This is a genomic window from Spirosoma sordidisoli (assembly GCF_004138325.1).
Taxonomy (GTDB): Bacteria; Bacteroidota; Bacteroidia; order Cytophagales; family Spirosomataceae; genus Spirosoma; species Spirosoma sordidisoli.
The window spans coordinates 474,976-500,782 of record NZ_SBLB01000001.1 but is presented as its reverse complement, the minus strand read 5'-3'; the positions used below and the strand labels follow the sequence as shown (position 1 = coordinate 500,782).

The 25,807-nt window shown below is 55.0% G+C and carries 15 protein-coding genes and 2 pseudogenes; 15 read left to right on the top strand and 2 right to left on the bottom strand.

The window, feature by feature from the left end:
- Window positions 1-139: 139 nt before the first annotated feature.
- From EQG79_RS31260 to EQG79_RS02270, 11 genes and pseudogenes are all read left to right on the top strand, one after another.
- The gene (locus EQG79_RS31260; protein WP_129599676.1) at window positions 140-2,329 is read left to right on the top strand and encodes an ATP-binding protein; all 2,190 of its coding nucleotides are present in this window, start codon (window positions 140-142) and stop codon (window positions 2,327-2,329) included.
- A gap of 13 nt (window positions 2,330-2,342) precedes the next feature.
- Window positions 2,343-3,515, top strand: a complete 1,173-nt coding sequence (locus EQG79_RS02310) for an exo-beta-N-acetylmuramidase NamZ family protein (protein ID WP_077923137.1) — start codon at window positions 2,343-2,345, stop codon at window positions 3,513-3,515.
- A 146-nt stretch (window positions 3,516-3,661) separates the two neighbouring features.
- Window positions 3,662-5,725 (top strand): sialate O-acetylesterase, encoded by a 2,064-nt coding sequence (locus EQG79_RS02305; RefSeq protein ID WP_236648868.1) that lies wholly within the window; start codon window positions 3,662-3,664, stop codon window positions 5,723-5,725.
- A 93-nt stretch (window positions 5,726-5,818) separates the two neighbouring features.
- Window positions 5,819-7,351 carry a glutamine-hydrolyzing GMP synthase gene (guaA, locus tag EQG79_RS02300; RefSeq protein WP_077923135.1) on the top strand — a complete coding sequence of 511 codons (1,533 nt, stop codon included), beginning with the start codon at window positions 5,819-5,821 and terminating at the stop codon, window positions 7,349-7,351.
- Between the two features lie 374 nt (window positions 7,352-7,725).
- Window positions 7,726-8,718, top strand: coding sequence for an aldo/keto reductase (locus EQG79_RS02295; protein WP_129599675.1), 993 nt, complete (start codon window positions 7,726-7,728; stop codon window positions 8,716-8,718).
- A gap of 85 nt (window positions 8,719-8,803) precedes the next feature.
- On the top strand, window positions 8,804-9,751 hold the full coding sequence (locus EQG79_RS02290; protein ID WP_129599673.1) for a helix-turn-helix domain-containing protein: 948 nt from the start codon (window positions 8,804-8,806) through the stop codon (window positions 9,749-9,751).
- 84 nt (window positions 9,752-9,835) lie between these two features.
- Window positions 9,836-9,949, top strand: a pseudogene (locus EQG79_RS31585) (hypothetical protein); the annotation flags it as partial.
- A gap of 37 nt (window positions 9,950-9,986) precedes the next feature.
- On the top strand, window positions 9,987-10,460 hold the full coding sequence (locus tag EQG79_RS31200; RefSeq protein ID WP_206445574.1) for an aldo/keto reductase: 474 nt from the start codon (window positions 9,987-9,989) through the stop codon (window positions 10,458-10,460).
- Between the two features lie 216 nt (window positions 10,461-10,676).
- Complete coding sequence (locus EQG79_RS02280; protein WP_129599670.1) at window positions 10,677-11,579, top strand: helix-turn-helix domain-containing protein; 903 nt, start codon at window positions 10,677-10,679, stop codon at window positions 11,577-11,579.
- Window positions 11,580-11,670: 91 nt separating this feature from the next.
- Window positions 11,671-12,528 (top strand): annotated as a pseudogene (locus EQG79_RS02275) (oxidoreductase); the annotation flags it as partial.
- A 496-nt stretch (window positions 12,529-13,024) separates the two neighbouring features.
- Window positions 13,025-14,713 (top strand): hypothetical protein, encoded by a 1,689-nt coding sequence (locus EQG79_RS02270; protein WP_077923130.1) that lies wholly within the window; start codon window positions 13,025-13,027, stop codon window positions 14,711-14,713.
- A 351-nt stretch (window positions 14,714-15,064) separates the two neighbouring features.
- Here the strand turns inward: EQG79_RS02270 and EQG79_RS02265 are convergent, their stop codons facing one another.
- Together EQG79_RS02265 and EQG79_RS02260 are read right to left on the bottom strand one after the other, a co-directional pair.
- Complete coding sequence (locus EQG79_RS02265; protein WP_077923129.1) at window positions 15,065-15,799, bottom strand: IclR family transcriptional regulator; 735 nt, start codon at window positions 15,797-15,799, stop codon at window positions 15,065-15,067.
- Between the two features lie 68 nt (window positions 15,800-15,867).
- Window positions 15,868-16,638: an SDR family oxidoreductase gene (locus EQG79_RS02260; protein ID WP_077923128.1), complete on the bottom strand. Its 771-nt coding sequence runs from the start codon at window positions 16,636-16,638 to the stop codon at window positions 15,868-15,870.
- 291 nt (window positions 16,639-16,929) lie between these two features.
- On the opposite strand from EQG79_RS02260, the gene EQG79_RS02255 reads away from it, so the two are divergent.
- The 4 genes from EQG79_RS02255 to EQG79_RS02240 all read left to right on the top strand — a co-directional run bounded on the left by EQG79_RS02255 (window position 16,930) and on the right by EQG79_RS02240 (window position 25,723).
- Window positions 16,930-20,037, top strand: a complete 3,108-nt coding sequence (locus EQG79_RS02255) for a SusC/RagA family TonB-linked outer membrane protein (protein ID WP_240699250.1) — start codon at window positions 16,930-16,932, stop codon at window positions 20,035-20,037.
- Window positions 20,038-20,062: 25 nt separating this feature from the next.
- On the top strand, window positions 20,063-21,508 hold the full coding sequence (locus EQG79_RS02250; protein ID WP_129599664.1) for a RagB/SusD family nutrient uptake outer membrane protein: 1,446 nt from the start codon (window positions 20,063-20,065) through the stop codon (window positions 21,506-21,508).
- Window positions 21,509-21,518: 10 nt separating this feature from the next.
- Window positions 21,519-24,158 carry a glycosyl hydrolase-related protein gene (locus EQG79_RS02245; protein WP_129599661.1) on the top strand — a complete coding sequence of 880 codons (2,640 nt, stop codon included), beginning with the start codon at window positions 21,519-21,521 and terminating at the stop codon, window positions 24,156-24,158.
- Window positions 24,159-24,322: 164 nt separating this feature from the next.
- The gene (locus EQG79_RS02240; RefSeq protein ID WP_129599657.1) at window positions 24,323-25,723 is read left to right on the top strand and encodes a GH39 family glycosyl hydrolase; all 1,401 of its coding nucleotides are present in this window, start codon (window positions 24,323-24,325) and stop codon (window positions 25,721-25,723) included.
- Window positions 25,724-25,807: the final 84 nt, after the last annotated feature.

The following is a 25,807-nucleotide window of genomic DNA, read 5'->3' as shown; positions in this document are numbered from 1 at the left end:
CATAAATTACCCTCCGATGGGTAACTTGGCAGATAACGACAAAACTACGCTTTTTGCCTGTTCCGGCCGACATAGCCCGGCTCCGGTTATGAACTAACCCGGTCGGTGCGTATTTTTAGCGACTAAATCACGAGATGTAATGGGGTTGTATACCCGATTTTTTTGGCTGATCGTGCTGGTCGGCGGTTTCGGGTTCGCCCATGCCCAATCCCCAATCCAGGTCGACAGTCTGCCCGACAACGGGCTGCTCCTCAGATCGGGCTGGCGGTGGCATCCAGGCGATCAGGCCATATGGGCCAGTCCTGACTTCGACGACCGCCGATGGAGTCCCATTCAGCCCATCCAGTCCATTGATGAACTGCCTGACTTCCAGCGCTCACCCCTGGGCTGGCTGCGGATTACGGTCAACCTGGGTTCTGCCGTTGCCCGTCAGTCGATGTCGATGGAGCTGAATCAGTACGGCGCGTCTGAACTGTATCTGGATGGCAAATTGCTGGTAAAGCTGGGAACCGTCGGGAAAAACTACGCGCAGCAGCAGTCCTACACGCCCGCCACCTGGGAGCGCTACCTGCTGCCGCCGTTGACGGCTGGTCGGCATGTCATAGCCGTACGCCTATCCCAGCACAGACCACCCGGCTACGTGCCTCATCTGTATTACCAGAGTTTGCCGATTTTTTTTGTGAAGCTGGTGCGGACCGAGAAGACTACCAGCGAGGTGGCCGAGCAACTGTTTGCCTCTACCCTGACGAACTACATGCTGGTCGGGATATTTTTCATGCTGGGTGCCATCCATTTTCTGTACTTCTATTACCGGCGTCAGCGCATCAACCTGATCTTCGGACTGACGGCCGCATCCTGTTCGCTGTTTATAGCCCTGCTTACCTCGCTGGGGGTGATTACCAGTCCGGAAGCCGCGGAGTGGATGTCGCTGGTGGGAAATCTGATGGTCACCTTGTTCATGACCCTGCTGCTGGCGATCTACTACGTGTATCTGGGGTACCGGTTGTCGTGGCTGTTCTGGCTGATAGCGGTTGTTCTTTTCGTATCGCGCCTGCTGCTGCATTATTCAGATTACTCAAAGGCGGGAAGTTTACTATATACTGTAACGGTTGTAGTCTTGTTCATTGATGGGTTGCGGGTCAGTATCCTGGCCAACCGGGCTGGTCGACCCAATGCGCGGCTGGTGCTGGGTAGCTCGCTGGCGCTGCTGCTGATTCTGGTTGTGGGCGGGTTTGCCAGCGCCTGGCTCAGTGATGCGTATCCGACCTATGCCGCCTACTGGGGAAACGCCACCAATCTGCTGTTTTTTGTGGTACTTCCGATCAGCTTTGCCATCATCCTGGCGCGCGAATACGCGCAGACCAACCGCAGCCTTGAGGCCCGGCTGGATGAAGTTGAACAGCTGTCGGCCGAGAAAGAGAGCCTACTCAAAAGCCAGAACGAGACGCTGGAACGGCAGGTGGCCGACCGTACCGCCGAACTGCGGCAGTCGCTGGCCGAACTGCGAAGTACCCAGCAGCAGCTGGTGCAGCGCGAGAAAATGGCCAGCCTCGGCGAGCTGACAGCCGGCATTGCCCACGAAATCCAGAACCCGCTCAACTTCGTCAACAACTTCGCCGAGGTATCGGGCGAACTGGTTACCGAACTGGAAGAAGAACGAGCCAAAGAGCCGGATAAACGGGATGACGACCTGGAAGCCGAACTGCTGGCCGACCTCCGGCAAAATCTGGACAAAATCAACCAGCACGGCAGTCGGGCGTCGGGCATCGTGCGCAGTATGCTCGATCATGCCCGTAATAATACCGGCCAGCCCGCCCTAACCAATCTGAACGCGCTGGCCGATGAATACCTGAAGCTGTCGTACCATGGCTTGCGGGCGGCCCATAAAGACTTCAACGCTCAGCTCATCGTCGATCTGCAACCGGATCTGCCTTCGGTAGCGGTGGTGCCGCAGGAGGTGGGGCGGGTGCTGCTTAACCTGTTCAATAACGCTTTTCATGCGGTGCGGGAACGACAGCTGCTGAGCCCGGCCGGCTACCAGCCCGCCGTTACCGTTCAGACCCGGCAGGTAGCCGACCAGGTCGAGATCCGGGTGAGCGACAACGGAACGGGGGTGCCCAGCGAGGCCGCACAGAAAATTTTTCAGCCTTTTTTTACCACCAAACCAACCGGCCAGGGCACCGGACTTGGGCTGTCAATCAGCTATGATATCATCACCAAAGGCTACGGGGGCGTTCTGTCGCTAGATTCTACTTCGGCCAGCGGTACTACCTTTGTTATTCAGCTACCCATCCGGCAGCGGCCGGGTGCTGATCAGCATACCGATTAATTACTGATTTGTTATGAATCCAATTTCCATTCGTTCGCGCATCGTCACCGCAGTTTGTATACTCTTAGTCATTGTCAGTCAGGGAGCGCAGGCCCAACCCGTTACCGGAGCCTCACAACTGCCGCTGTACCTGCCCGCCCTGCAGGGAAAACGGGTGGGGCTGGTCGTTAACCATACCTCAACGATTGGGCGTACCCATCTGGTCGATACGCTCCTGGCGCGGGGCATCAGCATAAAAACCATTTTTGCGCCGGAACATGGCTTTCGCGGGCAGGCTACCGATGGTGAAGAAATCAGCAGTGGGCGCGATTCGCGTACGGGGATTTACATCACCTCGCTCTACGGCAAGAACCGCAAGCCAACGCCCGAGCAAATGGATTCGCTGGACGTAATCCTGTTCGATATCCAGGATGTCGGTACCCGTTTCTATACGTACATCAGCACCATGCATTACGTGATGGAAGCCTGCGCCGAAACCCGTAAGCCCATGATCGTGCTGGACCGTCCCAATCCGAACGGGCATTACATCGATGGCCCTGTACTTGACCCCAAGTTTAAGTCGTTTGTCGGTATGCACCCTATTCCGGTCGTTCATGGACTGACCATCGGCGAACTGGCGCGTATGATCAACGGCGAAGGCTGGCTCGGGCCCGGCCGGATCGCTCCGCTGACGGTTATTCCCGTAAAAAACTACACCCACAAAACGCCCTACGTGCTGCCCATACCGCCGTCGCCCAACCTGCCTAACCAGCAGTCGGTGCTGCTCTATCCGTCGCTTTGTTTCTTCGAAGGAACGGTGGTGAGCATTGGCCGGGGCACCGATAAGCAGTTTCAGGTGATTGGCTCGCCCCTTACCAAATACGGCCCGTATACGTTTACCCCCGTCGATAAGCCCGGTGCCATGAACCCACCCCAGGAAGGTAAACTCTGCTACGGCCTCGATCTGTCGACCGTACCGGTGTCGCGCCAGAGCCTGGTGCTAACGTACCTCATCGACTTCTACAAACGCGCTACGGACAAAACCAGCTTCTTTCTGGCCACGAACTACATCGATAAGCTGGCGGGTACGGATCAGCTGCGGCTGCAACTGCAAACGAGTGTCCCGGAAAGCCAGATTCGGAAGAGCTGGCAGCCATCTCTTAACGCTTATAAGTTGACCAGGAAAAAATATCTGCTTTACCCTTAAATACAGCTGAGCCGTCAATCGAATCAACAGACTCTCACGTATATACGTCATGTAACTTGCTGAATCGGTTAGGTTAAAATAGTTGGCAGCAGTCTATTATGTGTACAGACATCTAAGTAGATTTGCGTTTTACTTACCGTCGTCTTGTGAAGTCCTTACGTATTGTCGCTTTCTTTCTGGGATTCTTCCCTGTCATGGTTCAGGCACAGTCTGTTGTCCTGGACCAATGGCCCACACCACTTCAACTCTACCCCCGCGATCAGTCCAGCCAGTGTGCCGTAACCATCAGTGGCCGTATCCCGATCGGGAGCGCCAGAGCCGTTTCTCTGGTTGTTCATCGAAACCAGACCCTGTATCAGCATAACCGGGTTGCTGTCGACTCGCTAACGGGGCGGTTTGCCTTCAGGCCCATCATCAAAGCGGAGCTGAGCGAGTACCGGTTTTCGCTGTTCGTGCATCCGTCGGCCGGTGATTCGGTGCGGGTTGCTGTTCGTGACAGCATCGTCTGTGGCGATGTGTATCTGGTCATGGGCCAGTCGAATGCGGTGGGCCGGTTCGATAACAACGCCTACCGGAGTGAGTTCTGCCGGACGTTTGGCGTCAATCGGGGCGATGTGCCCTACAACCCGGCCGATACAGCCTGGAGCCTGTCGAATACGACGGAAGGCAATAACGCGCTGTGGGGTATTGAACTTCAGCGCCTGATCGCGCAGCAGCAGGGTATCCCAACCGCTGTCATCAACGGCGCTGCGGGCTCTACCTCCATCAACAGCCACGTGATTCGGGATGCGACCCAGCCCACCAATCTGAATACGCTCTACGGCCGGTTGCTGTACCGGGCTACCAAAGCGGGCGTGGCCGGTCAGGTTCGGGCCATGATCTGGCGGCAGGGCGAAGCCGAAGCCGTTGGCGATCCGGACACCTACAGCCGGTTGTTTCCGCAACTGTATGCCAACTGGAAGCGCGACTACCCCGGCCTGACCAAAGTGTACCACGGGCAGCTGAACCTGCTGACCGAAAACAAGATACAGGCCGGTGCCCTGCGCGATTACCAGCGCCGGTCGAAAGCCATATTTGGCGATAACGAACCCATCGCAACCGTCGGCCTGCCCGGGTACGATGGCATTCACTATGGCGAGGCCGGTTACCGGCAGTTCGGTACGGAACTGTACCGGCTGGTGGCCCGCGACCTGTACGGCGCAACCGACACCAGCAACATAGCCTCGCCCAATGTGCGCAAGGTGTTTTACAGCACCCCCGAGCAGAATGAGATCACCCTGGAGTTTGAACCGGGGCAGGTGATGCGCTGGCCCGCCGACACCATCATTGTCAATACGATAAACGGCGCGCGCTACACCCAGAGCCTGCGTAATTTCGTGTATACCGATTACCCATCCGGTGAGTCGAACGTTGTACAGTCCGTGTCGGAACAGGGCAACCGGCTCGTGCTGAAACTGACCAAGTCCGTCAACGCCAAAAATCTGACGTATCTGCCGTCGTCATACCGGGATCTGGAAGTCGGGTATTACGTTGGCCCTACCATCCGAAACCAGCGGGGTATGCGGGCGCTGACCTTTTTCCAGGTGCCCATTGCGGCTCAGCTGCCCGGTGCTCAGGCGCTGCAGGCCGTTCCGATCGATACGATGGCGATCCGGCTGGCCTGGAAATCGCCCTCGGCCGCTATTACCCAATGGGTGCTGGAGCGGGCCGATACCAGCGGGCGGTTTCAGCTGCTGGCTACGCTGCCCGGTTCGGCTACCAGTTACCTCGATCTGCGGCAGACCTCACCACTCAGGCCTATGCGCATCGGCGCCATCTACCAGTATCGGATACGGGCCGTGAATCAGGAGGCCGAGTCGGCCTCCTCGCCCGTAGTTACGGCGTCGCTCCAGCTTATTCTGTCCATAAAGCAGGAGTTGCCGGTAAGCCGGACCGCGGTTGATACCACCTTCGTTCAGACTGCCGTGCTGATTCCGAACCCCGCCAGCGACCAGGTTCGGCTCAAGCTGCCGCCCGACTGGTCGGGCGATACGGTTTCGCTGCTGGTCACGAATGAGTCGGGCCGGGTCGTGCTGTCGCGCTCAGAACGGGTGCCGGCCGGCGCGTCGTCGATGCCGTTTTCGGTGGCGGCCTTACCGGTAGGGCCTTACCTGATTACCGCTCAATATAGGGGTGGCGGGCTGCGCTCCCGACTGATTGTGGTTCGCTAGTGACCCGTTCAGACAGGTGGTACAGGGGGGATTCCTGGTTTTTAGGTCAGCGTATTGAAAAATGCCCTACCTTTGTGCTTTAGAGACCAATCCATGGCCACCGAACAGATTCTGATTCTGGATTTCGGTTCGCAATACACCCAACTCATCGCCCGCCGGGTCCGCGAACTGAACGTTTACTGCGAAATCCATCCTTACAACAACATTCCAACCATCAGCCCGGATGTAAAAGGCGTCATCCTGTCGGGTAGTCCGTCGTCTGTGCGCGATGCCGACTCGCCTGATGTGCATCTGGCTGCTTTTCGCCATAAGCTGCCCGTTCTGGGCGTTTGTTATGGCGCACAGCTGCTGGCACACACCAGCGGGGGCGAAGTACAGGCGTCGGCCATCCGCGAATACGGGCGGGCCAAACTGGGCACCGTCAATACCGACAGTCCGCTGATGCGCGGCATCGACCAGCACTCGCAGGTCTGGATGTCGCATGCCGATACGATCACCAATGTGCCCGATTCGTTCCGGGTCATTGCCTCAACGGATACGGTGCGGGTGGCGGCTTTCGAGGTCGAAGGCGAACCGACGTACGGCATTCAGTTTCACCCTGAAGTGACCCACTCGCTGCAGGGTAAAACGCTGCTCCACAATTTCGTTGTCGACATCTGCGGCTGTTCGCAGAACTGGACCGCCGAGTCGTTTGCCGAAACGACCATTGCTCAGCTGACCGAGAAACTGGGCGACGACAAAGTCGTACTGGGTTTGTCGGGCGGAGTCGATTCGTCGGTGGCGGCAGTGCTCATTCACCGGGCTATCGGCAAAAACCTGTACTGTATCTTCGTCGACAACGGCGTGTTGCGCAAAGACGAGTTTGCCGGGGTATTGGAGTCGTACAAAACGCTTGGCCTGAACGTGAAAGGCGTCGATGCCAAAGACCGCTTTTATACAGCCCTGGCCGGCCTGACCGATCCCGAGGCCAAGCGTAAAGCCATCGGAAAAACCTTTATCGATGTGTTTGACCACGAAGCCCATCTGATCGAAGGCGTTTCGTGGCTGGGACAGGGAACCATCTATCCCGATGTGATCGAGTCGGTTTCGGTCAAAGGACCATCGGCTACCATCAAGTCGCACCATAACGTTGGTGGTCTGCCCGACTTCATGAAACTGAAAGTGGTTGAGCCGCTCAACACCCTTTTTAAAGACGAAGTAAGAGCCGTAGGCCGCACCCTGGGTTTGCCCGATGCCATCCTGGGCCGCCACCCGTTCCCGGGGCCGGGACTGGCGATCCGTATTCTGGGAGATATTACGCCCGAAAAAGTGCAGATTCTGCAGGAGGTCGACGCTCTGTTCATCAACGGACTCAAGCGGGAGGGCCTGTATGACAAAGTCTGGCAGGCAGGCGCTATGCTGCTACCAGTACAGTCGGTGGGCGTTATGGGTGATGAGCGTACCTACGAACGAGTCGTGGCGCTGCGTGCCGTAACGAGCGTCGATGGCATGACCGCCGACTGGGCCCACCTGCCGTACGAGTTCCTGGCCGATATTTCGAACGAGATCATCAATCGGGTCAAAGGCGTAAACCGGGTCGTGTATGACATCTCGTCCAAACCCCCGGCCACCATTGAGTGGGAATAAGCAAACTGGTTGACAATGAGAACATGAGTCATTCCGGAGTTTGGAGGGCAATTGGGTGAGTAGCCACTAAAATGGCCAAAGCGGCTCGTAGTCAATAGAGCGGTGTCAGTACAGACTGGCACCGCTTTTCTGTTCTATGGCGCCAGCTTCGCCATACAAACAGGAGGTGAAAACTATTGCTGTCTCCATCAATATGACCGCGTTATTAAGCCCTTACGAGCGTTCTATGTCTAAGCGAGTTAGCTTCGTCTGTCTGCCTGTATTCATGATCAATACCGCGTTTTGTATTGCATAAACCGCGTTTCGTTTAGCTGACGGGGCGGGCACTGGGCTGACCTTTGTATCGTAATTAATGGTTCAAACCACAAGACGATATGAGCATATTGAAAACAATACCGCTAGGCAGTCAGGGTTTACAGGTCTCCGTACAAGGATTGGGCTGTATGGGCATGAGCGATTTTCCCGGCGGCACGATATACGGTACGCCCGACGAACGCGAAAGTATTGCCACGATTCACCGGGCGCTTGAACTCGGAGTAACCATGCTCGATACGGCAGACGTATACGGCCCCTTCACCAACGAACAGCTAGTGGGTAAAGCCCTGGCGGGAAAACGCGACCAGGTTACGATCGCGACCAAATTCGGTTTCGAGGTCGACGATGCCGGCACCATTACCTACGCCTTTAATGGCCAGCCGGCGTATGCCCGGAAGTCAATTGAGCGATCATTGAAGAACCTCAAAACGGATTACATTGATCTATATTACCTGCACCGGCTGGACCCCAACACGCCCATTGAAGAGACCGTAGGGGCCATGGCTGACCTGGTTCAGGAAGGAAAAATCCGGTATCTGGGTCTGTCGGAAGTGCCTTCGGACATCATCAGACGGGCGCATGCCGTGCATCCCATCACGGCCATTGAGAGTGAGTATTCGCTGTTTGATCGGGGCGTAGAAATAACGGGGGTGCTGGAAACAACGCGGGAACTGGGTATCGGCTTTGTGGGCTACTCGCCCCTGGGACGAGGGTTTCTGTCGGGTGCGATCAAATCGCCGGCCGATTTTGAGCCAACTGATTCACGCCGGATGTTTCCCCGCTACCAGGGCGACAACTTTTATAAGAACCTGGAGTTAGTTAAGAAGCTGGAATCAATGGCTGTAACGAAAGGCGTTTCCGCTTCGCAACTGGCCCTGGCCTGGGTACTCGCTCAACACGTAGTGGCTATACCTGGAACGAAGCGACGAACGTACCTGGAAGCCAATGTGGCCGCTGCTGCTATCACGTTGAGCCCTTCGGAACTCGCCGAACTCGATGCAATTCTGCCAGTGGGCAGCGTAGCGGGCTCCGCTTATCCGGTTTTTAGCTAACCAAACTCCGTTTCGGGTTGTTGGATTGCCCATCCAGGCGAATCAACAACCTGAAACGGATTACAGCCAATGGTTTATCGTATCGATGAAACACACGACCACCGACATCCAGACGCTACAGACCGTTACCGAGTATACCCGGTTCTACGACCTGCCCGCCCCCGCGCATCCCTTGCTCACCCTGATTGATCTGGGAGCGGCTAATCAACAGGCGGTGGCCCGTGGCGGCAAGGGTATACACAAACCAGTCGCCCTCCAACTCTACACGGTATTTTTAAAACGAAACCTGAATGGATTGCTGTACTACGGCCATCGCCCCTACGATTTCAGCGAGGGAGTCATGGGTTTTTCAGCGCCCGGCCAGGTATTCGCTGTCGATCCGTCACTAGATACCACCCAGGTGACGGGCTGGATGCTGGTCTTTCACCCGGACCTGCTGCGGAAATACCCGGTAGGCAAACGAATCGGCAGCTATGGCTTTTTCGCCTACGCCGTGCATGAAGCGCTCCACCTGTCGGAACAGGAAGAAGTTCAGCTTGGCCGATTGCTCGATAACCTGCGGGCGGAGTGCGACCGGCCGATCGACGCGTTCAGTCAGGACGTATTGGTAGGCCAGGTCGAGTTGCTGTTAACCTACGCCGACCGTTTTTACACCCGTCAGTTTGTTACCCGGCGTTCGGTCGAACACGACCGTGACGAAGGATCGGTATTGAGCCGGTTCGAGACGGCGCTGAAGGACTATTTCGCGCAGGAAACTGACCAGCCTTTGCCAACGGTTCAGTTTTTCGCCGATCAGCTGAACGTGTCCCCCGCCTACCTGAGTGATCTGCTGCGCGTACTGACTGGTCAGAACACCCAGCAGCACATTCACCAGGCCCTGATCGAAAAAGCCAAACGGCTCCTGCTGACAACGTCTCTGTCGGTCAACGAGACGGCTTTTCAGCTTGGCTTCGAATACCCACAGTATTTCAGCCGCCTGTTCAAAAGCAAGACGGGCCTCAGCCCGGTGGCCTTCCGTTTCTCGGCGCAATAGCGACTTCGCTCCAGCAACAGCTATTAATGACACTGGCTGATAATCGTATACTGGGTCGCTCCGGCCTGGTGGAGACTGGACATCATGGCCTTTGGCAACACGGCCTGGAACTCGCCTGACGACACCCGCCAACTGATCTTTAATGAGTACGTCGATGCCGGGGGTAACTTGATCGACACCGCCAACGCCGATTCTGGTGGGCGCAGAGAAGAACTCGTCGGCCAGTGCATAGCTGATGGCGGGTTGCGCGACCAAATTTGGCTTCAACACGCCCCCGCGCATCCCGCGCGCGGGGAGCAACGGCCGCAAGCATATTCACCACGCCCTCGAAAACTTCCTGCGTCGGCTGAAGACCGACTACGTGGACCTTTACTGGCTGCACGTCTGGGATATGGTGATACCCGTGGAGGAGGTGTTGCACACGCTGGGCGCTCTGGTGCAGGCGGGTAAGATTCGGTATATCAGTTTTTCAGACATGCCCGCCTGCTACACGGCCCAAGCTGCAATCTTAGCCGCCGTTCATCAGATACCCGGCCCCATTGCAGATGGAGTACTCGCTGGTGGAGCAGGGGCACACTCCTGCCGGTCGCAAATGCGGACTGAGTCTGTTGCCCTGGAGTCCGCTGGCTTTCTGGCGGGCAGGTACCAGCAGAGCAACGAAGGTGCCGACCGGCAGGGACGACTGGGCGGCTCACCGCTTAGTTGGTAGAAGGATAGATGTCAACGTACCCAGTATCAGGCTTGTGTGCGTCACGGTCCCGTCATCTTGTATCATAACTCCTGGTAAACGGTGCCAAACCGCGTTCGTAAGCATTTGACAGTTTCCCTCCGATGACTGGTAGCTTGCCTGGTGGCGATTTATAGTATAGCTGGTTATAACGTCGTCAAATGACCATTGCTTGGTTGTATTGTGTAAGTTTGTTCCATGGGGCCAACAGAAACAATAGCCGATTTTTACCGACTGAAATTTAACCAGCAACCGGCTGGTCTGCACCATGACGCCACGCATATCAATGTGTTCCGCTTAGAGGACTGCATCGGTCAGGGGACCGTTCCTGTTCAGTACAGCCGCCGTGATTACTACAAAGTTTCCCTGATCCGGGGAGACAACCTCTATCATTACGCCGACAAAAGTATCCGGGTTAATGGGTCGACCCTGCTGTTTTTTAATCCGCAGGTGCCCTATAACTGGGAGCCTCTTTCCGACAGGCAAACCGGGTTCTTCTGCATCTTTCGGGAGGCCTTCATGGCTGAGCGCATGCGCAGTAACCTGCAGGAGTTACCCATGTTCCGGATTGGGGGTAAACCGGCTTACCCGCTCGAAGCCGCCCAGGATGACCTGATAAGCGGGCTTTTTGAGAAAATGCTAGCTGAAGTCAACTCAGACTATATCTACAAATATGATCTGATTCACAGCTACCTCTCCGAATTGATTCATACAGCCCTGAAATTCCAGCCCTCCGACAGCCTTTATCAGCACCCGGATGCTAAGTCCCGCACCACGGCTGCCTTTATCGAGTTGCTCGAACGTCAGTTTCCCATCGAGTTGCCGGGGCAGCGGTTCCGGCTACGGTCGGCCAGTGATTTTGCCCGGCAGTTGTCGGTGCATGTCAACCACCTGAACCGATCCATCCGTGATACCACCGGCCGGACAACGACGGCTCACATCGCCGATCGGCTTATCAGCGAAGCCACCGCCTTGCTGAAACATACCGACTGGAACATTGCTGAAATCAGCTACTGCCTGGGCTTCGACGAACCAGCTCATTTTACCTACTTCTTTAAAAAGCATACCCGACTGACCCCATCTGCCTTTCGAACTGTTTGAATTTGGTAAGCATTGGTTTGATTGGCGAAAGCCGGGATAGACCCTGCTCCCCGACCTTTGCTGCCAATAAACACGCAAGCAACATGGAGAACAAAAAGTATGGTTTATCACGGGGGCCTCTAAAGGATTCGGTCTGGGTTTGGTCAATCAATTGCTGGAGGCCGGCCATGCGGTGGCAGCAACCTCCCGCACTATCGATGGACTGCGCCAGGCCGTTGGTCGCCAGTCGGCTGATTTTCTGCCACTGGCTGTGGATCTGGAAAACGAGGCCAGTGTTAGAGAGGCCCTCAACGCCACCGTCAGCCAGTTTGGCCGTGTTGATGTAGTCGTCAACAATGCGGGTTATGGCCAGCTGGGTAGTCTGGAAGAATTGACGAATGAAGAAGCCCGGGCCAATTTCGAGGTCAATGTATTCGGGATGTTGAATGTCATCCGGCAGGTTATGCCTTACTTACGGAAACAGCAGTCCGGTCATGTCATTAATATTTCTTCGATTGCCGGCATTACGGGTAGCTTTCCTGGCTGGGGTATTTATTGCGCCACCAAATTTGCCGTCGAGGGCTTATCGGAATCGCTGGCTGCCGAGGTAGCCCCCTTTGGGGTGAAGGTAACAATCGTTGAGCCCGGTTATTTTCGGACCGAGTTCCTGTCGTCAGGCTCGATGCGGGTCGCGCAGGGGCAGTTGTCCGATTACGCCCTGGTGCGGGAGTCAGAAGCTATGCATCGGGAACAAATCAGAGGCAATCAGCCCGGTGATCCGGTAAAAGCGGTAGCCGCGATAATCCAGGTGGCTAACGCGCCCAACCCGCCCCTGCATTTGCTGCTCGGTCAGGACGCTTACGATATGGCGTATGGGAAAATACAGGCCTTGCAGCATGATCTGGAAAACTGGAAAGCCGTTACCGTAGCCACCGGTTTTACGACGGTTGGCGATTCTGCCACGTCCTAAGCACGAACGATTAGGCAGATCCGTATGGTGTGGTTGACTGAGCACACCATACGGATTACTCGTCAGACGGCCGGTCAACGATAGCGGTGGGTCAATCCAGCAGGGCCAATTGTCCCGGACCCCTATCCAGGCACATGCATCTGGGTAAATAAGCCGTTGCGGCCACTCATTCTAAAGACCATTACCCGTACCCACGAGGATAGCTCTTATGCCTCCCCTGGCTGCGGGCGTCTACCCGTAACGGTATTTGACTGGGTTCGTTCAGATCCGAAGCCCAGCGAGAGCTTCCTGGCTGTCTATCAGTAAAACTCCCAAATGGATACTATGGAAGGCTAGGGTGTCTTATCCCCTGTAAATTGACCAGCTGATCCGGAAATAGCAGGTAAAACCCCAGGCCTGTTACCGTACACAAAAACAGGTACTTATACTCTTTCAGATGCCCTGTATGCCTTGAAACTTTAGGTGTCAATATTGACGCACCTAAAACCAACTTATCATGGCAAACACCTTTTCAATCTTTAAAGAAGGTACTTCACCTATCAAGGTGGAGGGCGCTTACCGGTCGTTTGATCACTACAAAGATTTAGTGAAATGGACACGCCGTCGAATTAGCGTACTGATCGTCGTTGACACCTCGGTTCGCATTGGTGAAAATGATGGTTTTGGCGTTGGTCGTTTTATCAAGCTGTTGCGGGAAACGACGGTGGGTTGTACCGTTTTTAAGGTAGACATTGCCCAACGGCCAACGGTCATAAACCCGGCCGATATTGTGTTCACGGAAGTAGCCTCACCCGGCCCGTTTGAGCCCAGATACATCGACTTTCGTTTCGACTCCACCTCCGGTGGCAATCCGGTGCTGAACCGCTACCACGAAGTATTCCTGTTTGGCTTCGCGCCAGACAATGCTGCCGGGCCAGACACAAACATCACCAGTCACCCCTGGCATAGTACCGACGCCGAGTTACGGGTATTGACCGACTGGATGAACCAGGGAGGGGGCGTATTTGCTACCGGCGATCACGACTACCTTGGTGCCAGCATGTGCCATCGGATACCCCGGGTGGGCAGCATGCGCAAATGGACCAACGCCGATGGTGTACCGCCAATTAACGGGCCATCCAGACTGGATACCAACCGGCCCGCCACCCCCGATGAAGATACCGGCGTTGATGTGATTGCCAACGCCAATGAAAGCGATAACCTGCCCCAGACCATTCAATGGGTGCCCCAACGCATTATTCGGCAGGGATTTTTCCGGTACAAATACCCCCATCGGATACTTTGCCACCCCACCCATGGCCCCATCAATGTAATGCCTGATCACCCGCACGAGGGTCGTTGCGAGGACCCCGCCACCATTGACTATGCGGCTACGGTGGGGTTTGGGCCGGAGAAGGAATACCCGGATGCAGGTGGCGTACAACCCAGGCCGCAGATTATCGCCTACGGAACTATTGAAGCCAAGTTGAACCACCAGAAAGGGCCAGTGAACGCTGCTCACTTCCCCATGATCAGTGTGTATGACGGCCGTAGCAATGGCAGCACCGTGGGCCGTGTTGTCGTCGATTCCACCTGGCACCACTGGTTCAATATGAATCTGATTGGGTTGGAGAATGCGGTCAATAAAACAAACTGGGAAAAAATAAGCCGCTATTTTATCAACGTAGCCCTCTGGATAGCCCCTCCTAACGTAGGTCGTTATTGCTATTGGGAGTTGTTACTCCTGCATTTTGAATACACCGGATTGCGGGAAATTAACCGCAATACGCCCCTGCTTGAGGTGGGCATCGTGGTGCGGCAAGCCCTTTGGGCACGCTTTGGACGCTGCTGGACCATTGACTTTATCCTCTCCCAAATCCCTATATTCCGGCCCCGGCTGTATACCTATTTTGACAAGTTTAACCCAGCCGAAAAGTTACAATCGCCATTTGACCTAAGCGATATTATACAACCACAGTTCGATTTGATCGAGCTGACTCTTTGGGGCCATATTTACCGCAACATGGAGCCCCTGGCCGATAAACTTCGCTATTCATTAAGTACTACTGACAGAAACTCATCGCTGGAGTTACAGGCCGAAGACATAGAAAAAGCAACGGTAACGGGCGTAGGCACTGCTTTTGAACAGATCGACAAATTGATGGACGTAGATTTACGAGAGATAACCCAGGCCTTCAAAAAGTAATAAAAGCCCGGCTGCACTCTTCAGAGGTTGTTTGGGGAAGGTATCTGCTGACTTTAGTCGGCTCGATGGGCTACCTTTTTACCCCCCAGCCCCCTAAAGGGGGAGCTCATTCGGCGGAGCTAACTCCCCCTTTAGGGGGCTGGGGGTAAAAAGGTAGCGATTCGGGCTAGTAGGATTCACATCAATTCCTTCCCCAAACAACCTCTTAGGCCGGGCCGCCGTCGCGGACCTGGGGGGTAGAAAAGTCAGCCCATTCGAGCCGATTAACGTCAGCAGATACCTTCCCCAAACTCCCCCTGCAGGGGCTATTCAGATTGCTAACAAGTATTATTCAGCCAGTCCCTGTAAGGGTTAATTCAGCTGCTGGCTGATTGCCCGACCCGCCCGGTGCAGGGCCTGTTCTATCTCTTTCCGACGGCGGGCGTTGCAGCGCACTTGAGGCAGAAAAACACTTAGACTGGCGATGACCAGGTCGCCCCGACGAATGGGGACAGCCAGCCCGATGATATGCGTTTTGGAAATGGTAACAGCCAGCTCATCACGCCGGATACTGGCCAGGCTGGAAGCCAGGCCCTCGGCCGTAGTGGCCTCTTCCCAGACATCCGATGCCGGTAAACCAATTTGATTAACCAGACTTTCCAGTTCACGGGGGGGCATGAAGGCGACCAAAAGCCGACCACTGGCCGTTTCATACACGTTTCGTTCGGTTCGGCTGCGAACCTGCAAATCCTGATCACTATTGACCAGGTGCAGAATGAACCGCTTGTTGTTGCGAATGACGCCCAGAATAGAGGTTTCGTTCAACTCGAGCGTCAGCGCTTCCATAACCTCTTTCGACGCCGACACCAACTGCTGCTCGTAGTTGGCGTTGTTGGTCAGGCTGAAAGCCATCGGACCCAGTCGGTAGCCTTTTTTACGCCCTACATGTTCGAGGTAATTTTTGGAGACCAGCGTCTGCAGGATGTTGGCACAGGTGGCCGGGTTGAGCTGCAACCCTTCGGCTATCTCGGTAAGCGTAGACGGCCGGGTTTGGTCACGGGCTACGTACTCCAGCACATCCAGCGCTTTAATAATGACTAGTACCATAACGGAATGTAAGCAAAATCGGATAAGTAACGGCTGACAGATTCGCTTCGTTTTCGGATGGAAAGGAGTTAACGCCCCATCCAGCCACCATCTACTGTCAAAATGGTGCCATGAACGTAATCAGCGGCCGCGGATGCCAGAAAGACAGCCGGCCCTTTAAAGTCGTCCGACTCACCCCAGCGCCCAGCCGGAATCCGGGATAAAATACTTTGGCTGCGGTCGGGGTCGGCCCGCAGGGCTTCGGTATTGTCAGTAGCAATGTAACCCGGTGCAATGGCGTTGACGTTTACCCCTTTGCCTGCCCATTCATTAGCCAGCGCCTTCACCAGACTCCCCACGGCACCTTTGCTGGCTGCATAGCCCGGCACGTTGATGCCGCCCTGAAACGTCAGTAGCGAAGCCGTGAATATTATTTTACCCTGGCCACGTTCGAGCATGCCTTTTCCCAGTTCGCGGCTCAGCACAAACTGCGCATTCAGGTTCGTTTCAATGACCGTATCCCAATACTCGTCGGGGTGCTCGGCGGCCGGCTTGCGCAGAATGGTACCGGCATTGTTAACCAGAATATCGATGACGGGAAACGCACGCTGGATCTGGTCAATGAACGCATATAGCGATGTCCGCTGACTAAAATCACATTGGTACCCGGTGAACTCCCGGCCCAGCGCTTTGATAGCCTGCTCTACCTCACTCCCGCTTGTCTCGAGTGACGCAGAGACGCCAATAATATCGGCCCCAGCCTCCGCCAGCCCTATGGCAATTGCTCGGCCAATACCCCGTTTGCAGCCCGTTACCAGGGCCACCTTACCCGTTAGGTCAAAAAGAGAAGCGACACTCATAGTGTATCATTGTTGTAGTAAGACGCAAGTATAACAGATAAATACGAAATAACACGACTGGTAAGCTGGACGCCCAGCCTAGCGTGAGCATTTCGTTGAAATTGGATTATTTGTAGCAAATGAGCTAATGTAATTAAGAAAAATGAGATAAAATTATAATAATACTTATACCTGAAAACATGGAATAATTATGATTTATAAAAAATAAGTGAAAATAATTGCTCGATATTGATAAAAGATATAGTATTGCATTATAGAATTGTTATTTACTATTGTCAAATAATAATCATTATGAACTCTGACTTTACTTCCCGCATTCGAAAGAGAACCTGGCTGCTGCTGATGCTGGGGCTGGCTGTTTTTCTGACAGCTCATGCCCAAACTACCCTGACCGTCACCGGCCGTGTTACCGATGAAACCGGCCAGTCATTACCCGGCGTGACGCTATTGCTCAAAGGCTCCTCCAACGGTACAACAACCAACGCGGAGGGGATCTACCGGCTATCGGTGCCTGCCGGTAATGCCGTACTGGTTGTATCCTACGTGGGGTACCTTAGCCAGGAAGTAGTCGTTGCCAACCGGTCGACGATTGATGTCCAGTTGACACCCGGCGATAAAACGCTGGGCGAGGTTGTGGTGGTTGGCTACGGTACCCAGGAAAAGAAAGATCTGACGGGCGCCATTGCTTCGGTGAGTTCAAAAGATATTCAGAAGTTACCCGTCTCGGGCGTCGATCAGGCATTGCAGGGGCAGGTAGCGGGCTTGCAGATTTCGCAGAGCAACGGTGCGCCCGGCGGCAACACCAACATTCTGATTCGGGGTATCGGCTCAATTTCAGGCGGAAACGAACCGCTCTTTGTGATTGACGGATACCCGGTGACCAACTCAGGCATTGGCAACCCGCTTAACACCATCAACCCCAACGATATCGAGAGTATCGACGTGCTGAAAGATGCCTCATCAACGGCTATCTATGGATCGCGCGGCTCTAACGGGGTTATCATGATCACAACCAAGCGCGGAAAGGCGGGTAAAGCACGCATCGAAGTGGACGCGTACACGGGTTTTCAGCAGGTAGCCAAAAAACTGGATTTATTGAATACCCGCGATTTTGCCCAGTTCGTCACCGAAGGGCGTAACAACGGCTATCTGGATAACGTGGCTACGGGAAAGGTAACGGACCCGAATTCTGTTCGCCCCAATTCGTACCAGATTCCGAGTATCCTCCAGGGCGACCTGTCTAAGCTTCCCGATACGGACTGGCAGGACGTTATTTTCCGCACGGCCCCGATTCAAAACTACCAGGTGTCGGCATCGGGCGGTACCGACAAGCTGCGGTATGCCTTGTCGGGCGGTTATTTCAGCCAGAAAGGCATCATCATCAGTTCCGGTCTGGAGCGCTACAGTTTTCGGCTTAATCTGGATGGCAAACTGTCGGATAAACTCACGGTGGGTGTAACGATGCTGCCAAGTTTCACTAAAATCGACGATGTCAGTGCCATTGGCCACTCGGGCGGGGCGGTGGTGCAGGCGGCTTTGTCATTGCCTCCGTATGTGCCTGTTTATGACGCCAACGGCAATTACACCATCACCTACCAACCCACCGAAGGCGACATTGCGTATCCGCATCCGGTGCAGTTGGCGAATGAATTACAGATCAACGGCACCCAGTTCCGCCTGTTTGGGAATGCCTACGCCGAATACGAAATCCTGAACGGCTTGAAGTTCAGGTCGACGGTAGGGGCCGACCTGAACTACTCGAAAAACCGCCGGTTCGATCCCAACACGTACAACCCGGTATCGGTGCTGACCAACGCCACCGCCACCAACAGCGAAGCCACCAACTGGCTCACAGAGAACACCTTTAGCTACAAAAAGCAGGTGGGTCGCCACGCCGTTGATGCCGTGGTTGGTTTCACCGCCCAGAATGCCTACGCCAATAGCATTCAGGCGCAGGCCACCCGCTTTCCCGACAACCTGATCGACAATATCAACGGGGGTACGGTCAATGCGGGTAGCGAGGGCACAACGGTTCATACGATGCTGTCGTATCTGGCCAGGGTCAACTACTCGCTGAACGACAAATACCTGTTTACAGCTACTGTTCGGCGCGATGGGTCATCCCGGTTTGGAGCCGACAACCGCTGGGGCACGTTCCCCTCGGCATCCGTGGGCTGGCGGGTATCGGAAGAAAACTTTATGAAGGGGCTGACCTTCGTATCGGACCTGAAGCTACGCGCCAGCTACGGCCTGACCGGTAACAATGCTATTGGCGATTATCGGGCCATTGGCCAACTGCGCGATGCCAACTATGTGCTGGGCAATGCGCTGGCCCCCGGTCTCGGCCGGTCGTCGTTCACCAACAGTTTGCTGGGTTGGGAATCGATGAAGCAGCTTGACCTGGGCATTGACTTTAGTCTGCTCAACAGCCGGGTTGCCGTCACGGCCGACTATTACGACAAGCGCAATACCGACATGCTCTTTAGCATTCAGACCCCATCGGCAACCGGACTGACGAGTGCGCTCGTCAACCTGGGCGAAGTGCAGAACCGGGGTATCGAACTGGCGCTCACCACCCGAAATACAGTGAAGGCGTTTAAGTGGACCACCAATTTCAACATTACTTTCAACCGGAACAAGGTGCTGGCGATGAGCGCCGAAACCGAAAAAATATTCTCGTCGGCACTGGGCCGGCAGGTATACGCCGTGACGCAGGTGGGTGACCCAATCGGAAGCTTCTTTGGTCGGCGGATGATTGGCGTGTTCCAGACCAACGAAGAAGCGACGACCTACGGTAAACAACCCTTCGCCAAAGCGGGCGATTTCAAGTGGGAAGACATCAATAACGATGGCCGGATCGACGATAACGACCGGACGGTGATCGGCAGTCCCCATCCCGACTTCTTTTTCGGCTTTAACAACAATTTCTCGTACAAAGGCTTCACGCTCGACGTGCTGACTAACGGTATGGTGGGGCAAAAGATTTTCAACTCTACTTTCTCGATCAACACCTCCGGCGTTCAGAACCAGATTCAGGAGGCTTTTGACAACCGCTACGTATCGCCTACACAACCGGGCAACGGCGTGTATGGCCGCGCTATCCGCGGAAGCCGGAACAACAACACGGTGTTTAGCAGTGCCTACTTGTTCGATGGGTCGTTCCTGCGGATTCGCAATGTCTCGCTCGGCTATAACATACCCACGTCTGTCGTGAATCGGCTGCGTCTGGGCTCTGCGCGGGTGTATGCCACGGCGACGAACCTGTTCACCTTCACCAACTATAACGGCTTCGATCCGGAGGTGAGCGGATCGGGCGACGATGTTCGGGCGGCTGGCCTCGACTTTGGCACGTACCCACAGGCCCGTACCATCACGTTTGGTATCAATCTCGGTTTTTAACCCACCACTTTATCTTCACAAGACGATGAAAATCAAGTATATATCTTTGGTTCTGCTGGCGCTGTTATCGACGGCCTGTGAGGAGTCATTCCTGGAGCAGGTGCCGGTTACTGAACGAAGCGAAGTTAATTTCTACAAAACAACGGCTGATTTCAACAACGCCGTGGTGGGGGTGTATGCGACCCTGAAAAACCCCGGCTTATACGGCGGGGGAAGCGGTGCCCTGTTTTCGATGTCCGAAATCATCACCGACAACACCGATCTGGGCGTTACGCGTCAGCCGGTAAACCTCCCGATCTTCGAGATCGACGACTACCTGATTACGATCTCCAACGCTACCGTCGGGGCTGCCTGGACGGGGCATTACCTGGGCATTGCCCGGACCAATGCCATTCTGGACCGCCTGCCTGCCACCACGATTCCGCAGGCGAGTAAAGACCGGTTTGAGGGCGAGGCCAAGTTTATGCGGGCCATGTTCTACTTCAACCTGGTTCGGTTCTTTGGTGATGTTCAATTGCTTACGTCGGAGGTTAGCTCGCCCTACGGGGCCAACGACCTGCCCCGCAGCCCGGCGGCTCAGGTGTACGAACTCATTGTGAACGACCTGAAAGCAGCCGAAGAGAAATTACCCGCTACGATTGCCAACGCCGAAGCTGGCCGGGCGTCCCGCTGGGCGGCAAAATCATTGTTGGGTAAGGTGTACCTGACCCTGAAACAGTACGATAATGCAGCTGCCAAACTAAAAGAGGTTGTCGATTCGAAGGCGCACGACCTGATGCCGTCGTATGCCAGTGTGTTTGCCAACACAACCTCGTTTGCGGCCAACCGCGAAGTGATTTTTGCGGTGCAGTACCTGTCGGGACAAATCGGGCAGGGCTCCGATATGTGGTCGAACTGGGCACCGTTCAACGCCGGGACTGTTTTGCTTGGTACGGGCGGTGGCGGTGGTGGCGGATTCAATCGCCCCACGGCCGATCTGGTTAAAGCCTACGAAGCGGGTGACGTGCGCAAGGATGCGTCGTTGCTAACGACCTACAAAAACGCGCAGGGTCGTGATGTGGCCGATGCGTACGTGGTGAAGTTCCGGCAACAGGGGGCACTTAACGCTGACTCCGACGTCGATTTCCCGATACTACGCTACGCCGATGTATTGCTGATGTATGCCGAAGCACTCAACGAACAGGGCAAAACAGCCGACGCACTGCCGTTCCTGAATCAGGTTCGGAAACGGGCGGGCCTTGCCGACAAAACGGGCCTCACCCAGGCGACAATGCGGCTGGCGCTCGAAGACGAACGCCGGGTTGAACTGGCCTTCGAAAATCACCGCTGGTTCGATCTGCTGCGTACCGATCGGTATATGACGGTTCTGACTGCCAAAGGGCTGAAGGTGTTGAGCCATCAGAAACTGTACCCGATTCCACTGCGCGAAATCGATCTGAACAAAAAGCTGACACAAAATACAGGCTATTAAGCCATTAGCCATGTCACGACTGAGCGTCATCTTACTGGGAGTTGTCTTGTTGTTGCTGCTGGCGGTTACGCTGAACGCGCAGCCGGTAAAACGACTGTATCTGGCCAACGACGACCATACCGACTATATGTGGACGGGTAACGAAGCGCAGTACGACACGGTGTTTGTCCGTATGCTCGACTATTACCTCCGGCAGATTGATTCGACCCAACAGTTACCCGATGATTTTCAGGCCCGTTTCAATTGCGATGGCAGTTACTGGCTCAAAACGTACCAGAAGTTTCGTAGTCCGGCCCAGTTCGAACGGCTCATTGGTCGCATTCGGTCGGGGCACATCAGCAGTCCGCTCAATGGGTTGGTCAGTACGTATGGGGGCCAACCCACCGAAGCAGTACTGCGGGGCATGTATTACGCCGGGCAATTGGAACGGCAGTGGAATTTACGGTTCAGAATGGCGGTGTGCATGGAAAACCAGACGCTGCCACTCGGCCTGAGTTCGCTCTGGGCGGGGTCGGGGGCCAAATACAGTTGGCGGGGCGTTTGTGGCTGCGCGAGCAAAATATCCCACGAAAGTCTGGCCCACCGCCGAAACCAACTTTACCGCTACATGGGTCAGGATGGCCGGTCCGTCATCATGAAATGGTACAATCGACCCATCTATAACGGTCGGACACTGGGCGGCTACGCCGAAGCCCGGCGCGAGAAAGTGCCAACGGATATTGTGGGCGATATGGGTAAGGTGATAGCCGACCTGACCACGATGTGCGATACCGTTTCGACCCGTTCGGTTTATCCGTTCAATGTAGCGGGTGCGTTTGGCTACGGCTGGGATGATCTAGATACCTATGTGTCGCCCGCCTTTACCACCGCAGCCCAACGGTACTCGACGGCTACTCGCCGGGTACGTGTCTCGAACGAAGAAGACTTCTTTGCCGACGTTGAACGTACCTACCCGAAGCTCCCGACTGAGTCGGTGAGTTATGGCAACGAGTGGGATTTGTACCCCGTCTCGATGAACGAAACCACCGCCCATATTCGCCGGGCCACCGAAAAACTACGGTCGGCGGAGGGGTTGGCGGCTCTGGTATCGCTCAAAGACAGCACTTTTGCCCGCGACCTGAAAACGGCCCGCGATCTGGCCTGGGAAGCCTATGGCCTGTATTGGGAGCATGACTGGACGGCTGATGGCCCCGTATCGAAACGCGAGCGGGCCGATTGGCAAACCAAACTGCACCACCGGATTGTCGGGTACGTAGATTCGCTCTATACCCGGGCGGTGCTGGCGATGGGGCAGCAGATCAAAGGTAGCCAGACAGGTACGTTGGCGTCCCGTTTTTACGTGTTCAATCCCCTGAACTGGTCGCGAAACGACGTAGCCGATTTTGCCTATGCTGGTCAGCAACCCGTTCGGGTTATTGATGTACAAACAAAGCGCGAGGTTGTCAGCCAGCCGATTCAGAAGGGGGGTAAACCGTTCGTGCGAATCTGGGCCGAAAACGTACCATCCGTCGGCTACAAGGTCTATGAAATTCAGCAGGGAGCGCCAACTCGTCGGCCCGATGCGGCCGAGGTAGCGGGTGAGTTTATTCAGAACGACTACTACCGGATTCGGCTGAAAAAGTCGGGTGTCATCAGCGAACTCTATGACCGGAAAGCGAACCGTCAGTTGGTGAAGCAAACCAATGGGCGATTGCTGAACGACATTGGTACCAAGAATCCCAACGCGGGTAATGAGCTAATGGTGGAGAATAAAGGACCCGTATCGGTCACGTTCAAAGCGGTTTCAAACGACCCCATTGCTCATACGGTACGGGTAACGCTGTTTCGGAACAACCGGATCGATATTGAAGACAGCCTGCAAGCCAATTTTGGGGATGTGAAAGCCTGGTCGTTTTCGCTGAACCTCGATAAGCCAACGACTAACCACGAAGAGTTGGGGGCGATTCTAACCGCGAAAAAGGAGACTCGTGGCGGCCACTATGCCAGCCAGAATGCCCGACTTGATTACCAGACCTTCAACCACTTTGCCGACGTCGCCGAACCAACTTACGGGGTCACGATCTCGAATCAGGATTGCAGTTTCTTCAAGCTGGGTCAAAGCACTGCAACGGCGGCCCGGCCCGATTCGCTTTGGGAAACGTCGGCCCAGTTGAACGCACTGGCTGGCGGGCAGGTAGATACCTACGGGTCCGGCAAAAAAGACACGCTCCGGCTGGGTATCTACAATCAGAATGGGGTAAAAGACCTCCGCTACCACTTTGCCCTGACGACTCACTCGGGTGCATTCGACGCACTTGCCGCCATGAAATTCTCGCTCGAACACCAGAATCCGCTCGTAGCCGGAGCCGTAACGGGTAATGCTGGTACTTATCCTGAAACGACATTCTCGCTGCTGAAAACTGATGCTCCGGGCTTGCTGATCTGGGGATTAAAACCGAGCGAAGAAGGTATCAACAACGGTCTGATTGCCCGGTTCTGGAATCTGAACAAAACGGCCGCCACACCCACGCTGAATTGGGCATTGCCAATCCGCCGGGCCTGGCAAACCACGCATATTGAAACCAATGAGCAGGTGCTGAAGCCTATTAGTACCAGTCTGAAAACGAGTTTTAGCCCTCGTCAACTGAACACGTATCGGATTCAATTCTAAACGAGAGCTTGATTGTCCATAAATACCAATACGTATTTGAGTAAACTGATTAATCATAGGTTGGAATGGAAAGGCCGTCGGGCCGCCGACGCGGGGAATCCTGGCGGCCTTTTTTGTCAAACAACTAATGAATGAGTACTGATAACCTACCTTAAAACACCATTATGCTTCGTCGTCTGTTTCTTGCCGTCAGCCTTCTGTTACCTCAACTCATTCTGGCACAACCTGATTGGAAGGTTGTAGGGCAACTTAAAACGCGTGATGCCAAATCCATCAAATCGAGCACCTGGAGCATCGGGGGCGAAACACTCGACCGCGATTACACCGATTACCAATCATACAAGTCGTATTTGGGACCACTGGGAGCCAAACGGATTCGGTTGCAGGGTGGCTGGAGCAAGTGTGAAAAAACGAAAGGGGTATACGATTGGAAATGGCTCGACGTGGTTATTCCCGATGCGGCTTCACGAAGGGTGGCGCCGTGGGTCGAACTGTCGTATGGCAACCCGATTTACGAGGGTGGGGGCGAAGCCAAGCTGGCGGGCCACATCCCAACCTCACCCGAAGCCCTGGCGGCCTGGGACAACTGGGTGCGTGCCATCGTAACGCGCTACAAAAATCAGGTGCCGGAATGGGAAATCTGGAACGAGCCTGACCTCAACCCATCGCACACGGGTAAAGAAATCGGCGAGTTTTATATCCGCACAGCCCGATTGGTTAAAGCTATCCAACCCAACGCTCGACTGATTGCGCTCGGTATGGCCAGCGTGACCCGGCTTGACTTTGTAAAGGACTTTTACGAGACACTCAAAAAGGAAAATGCGCTCGATTTGGTCGATGTAATGACCTACCACGGCTACGCGCATAACCCCGATACCTCGTATCCAAGGATTGAAGAGATGCGTAAACTCGTCTGGAGTTATAAACCGGGCGTTGTGTTTATGCAGGGTGAAAATGGGGCACCGTCGACCCCCAAAGAAATTACCATCGGTGCTATGCGCGATCAGGACTGGAGCGAGCTAACGCAAGCTAAATGGGACCTGCGACGGATGCTGGGCGACCACGGACGGGGCATCGCCACTAACCTGTTTACCATCTCCGACATTCACTACGCGGCCGGCGACCACATGGTTGGCGTAAACACCAAAGGCCTGTTGCAAACCAATCCCGACAAGACCATCAAACGACCCAAGCTCTCCTACAAAGCCGCCCAGCACGTATTCTCACTGTTCGACGACCAAATTGAATTGCTGTCGGACGTTAAGCCAGCTATCAGTCAGGAAACGGTGAACGGGTTTGCATACCGCAACAAGCGAAACAGAGGCACTCTCGTTACGCTCTGGAGCAAAGAAGCCCGTCCCGCTGAAGCCTACGTACCCAAGCCGACCACTGTGACGGTGAAAGGCCAGTTCAGGAGTCCGGTTTTTGTGGATTTGATCACCGGGAAAATCTACGAAATCCCGGCGAATCAACGCAGGCAATCCGGTAAAGAGTGGACATTCTCTGAAATGCCCATACCCGATTACCCGGTATTGATTGCCGAGAAATCGGCCGTACATCTGTAGAGACGCATCCTTGCCGCACCGGCGGACCGGTCTCACCGCCGGATGGTACGCCGAAAAACAAATTGCTGACGCACGGGAGACGCA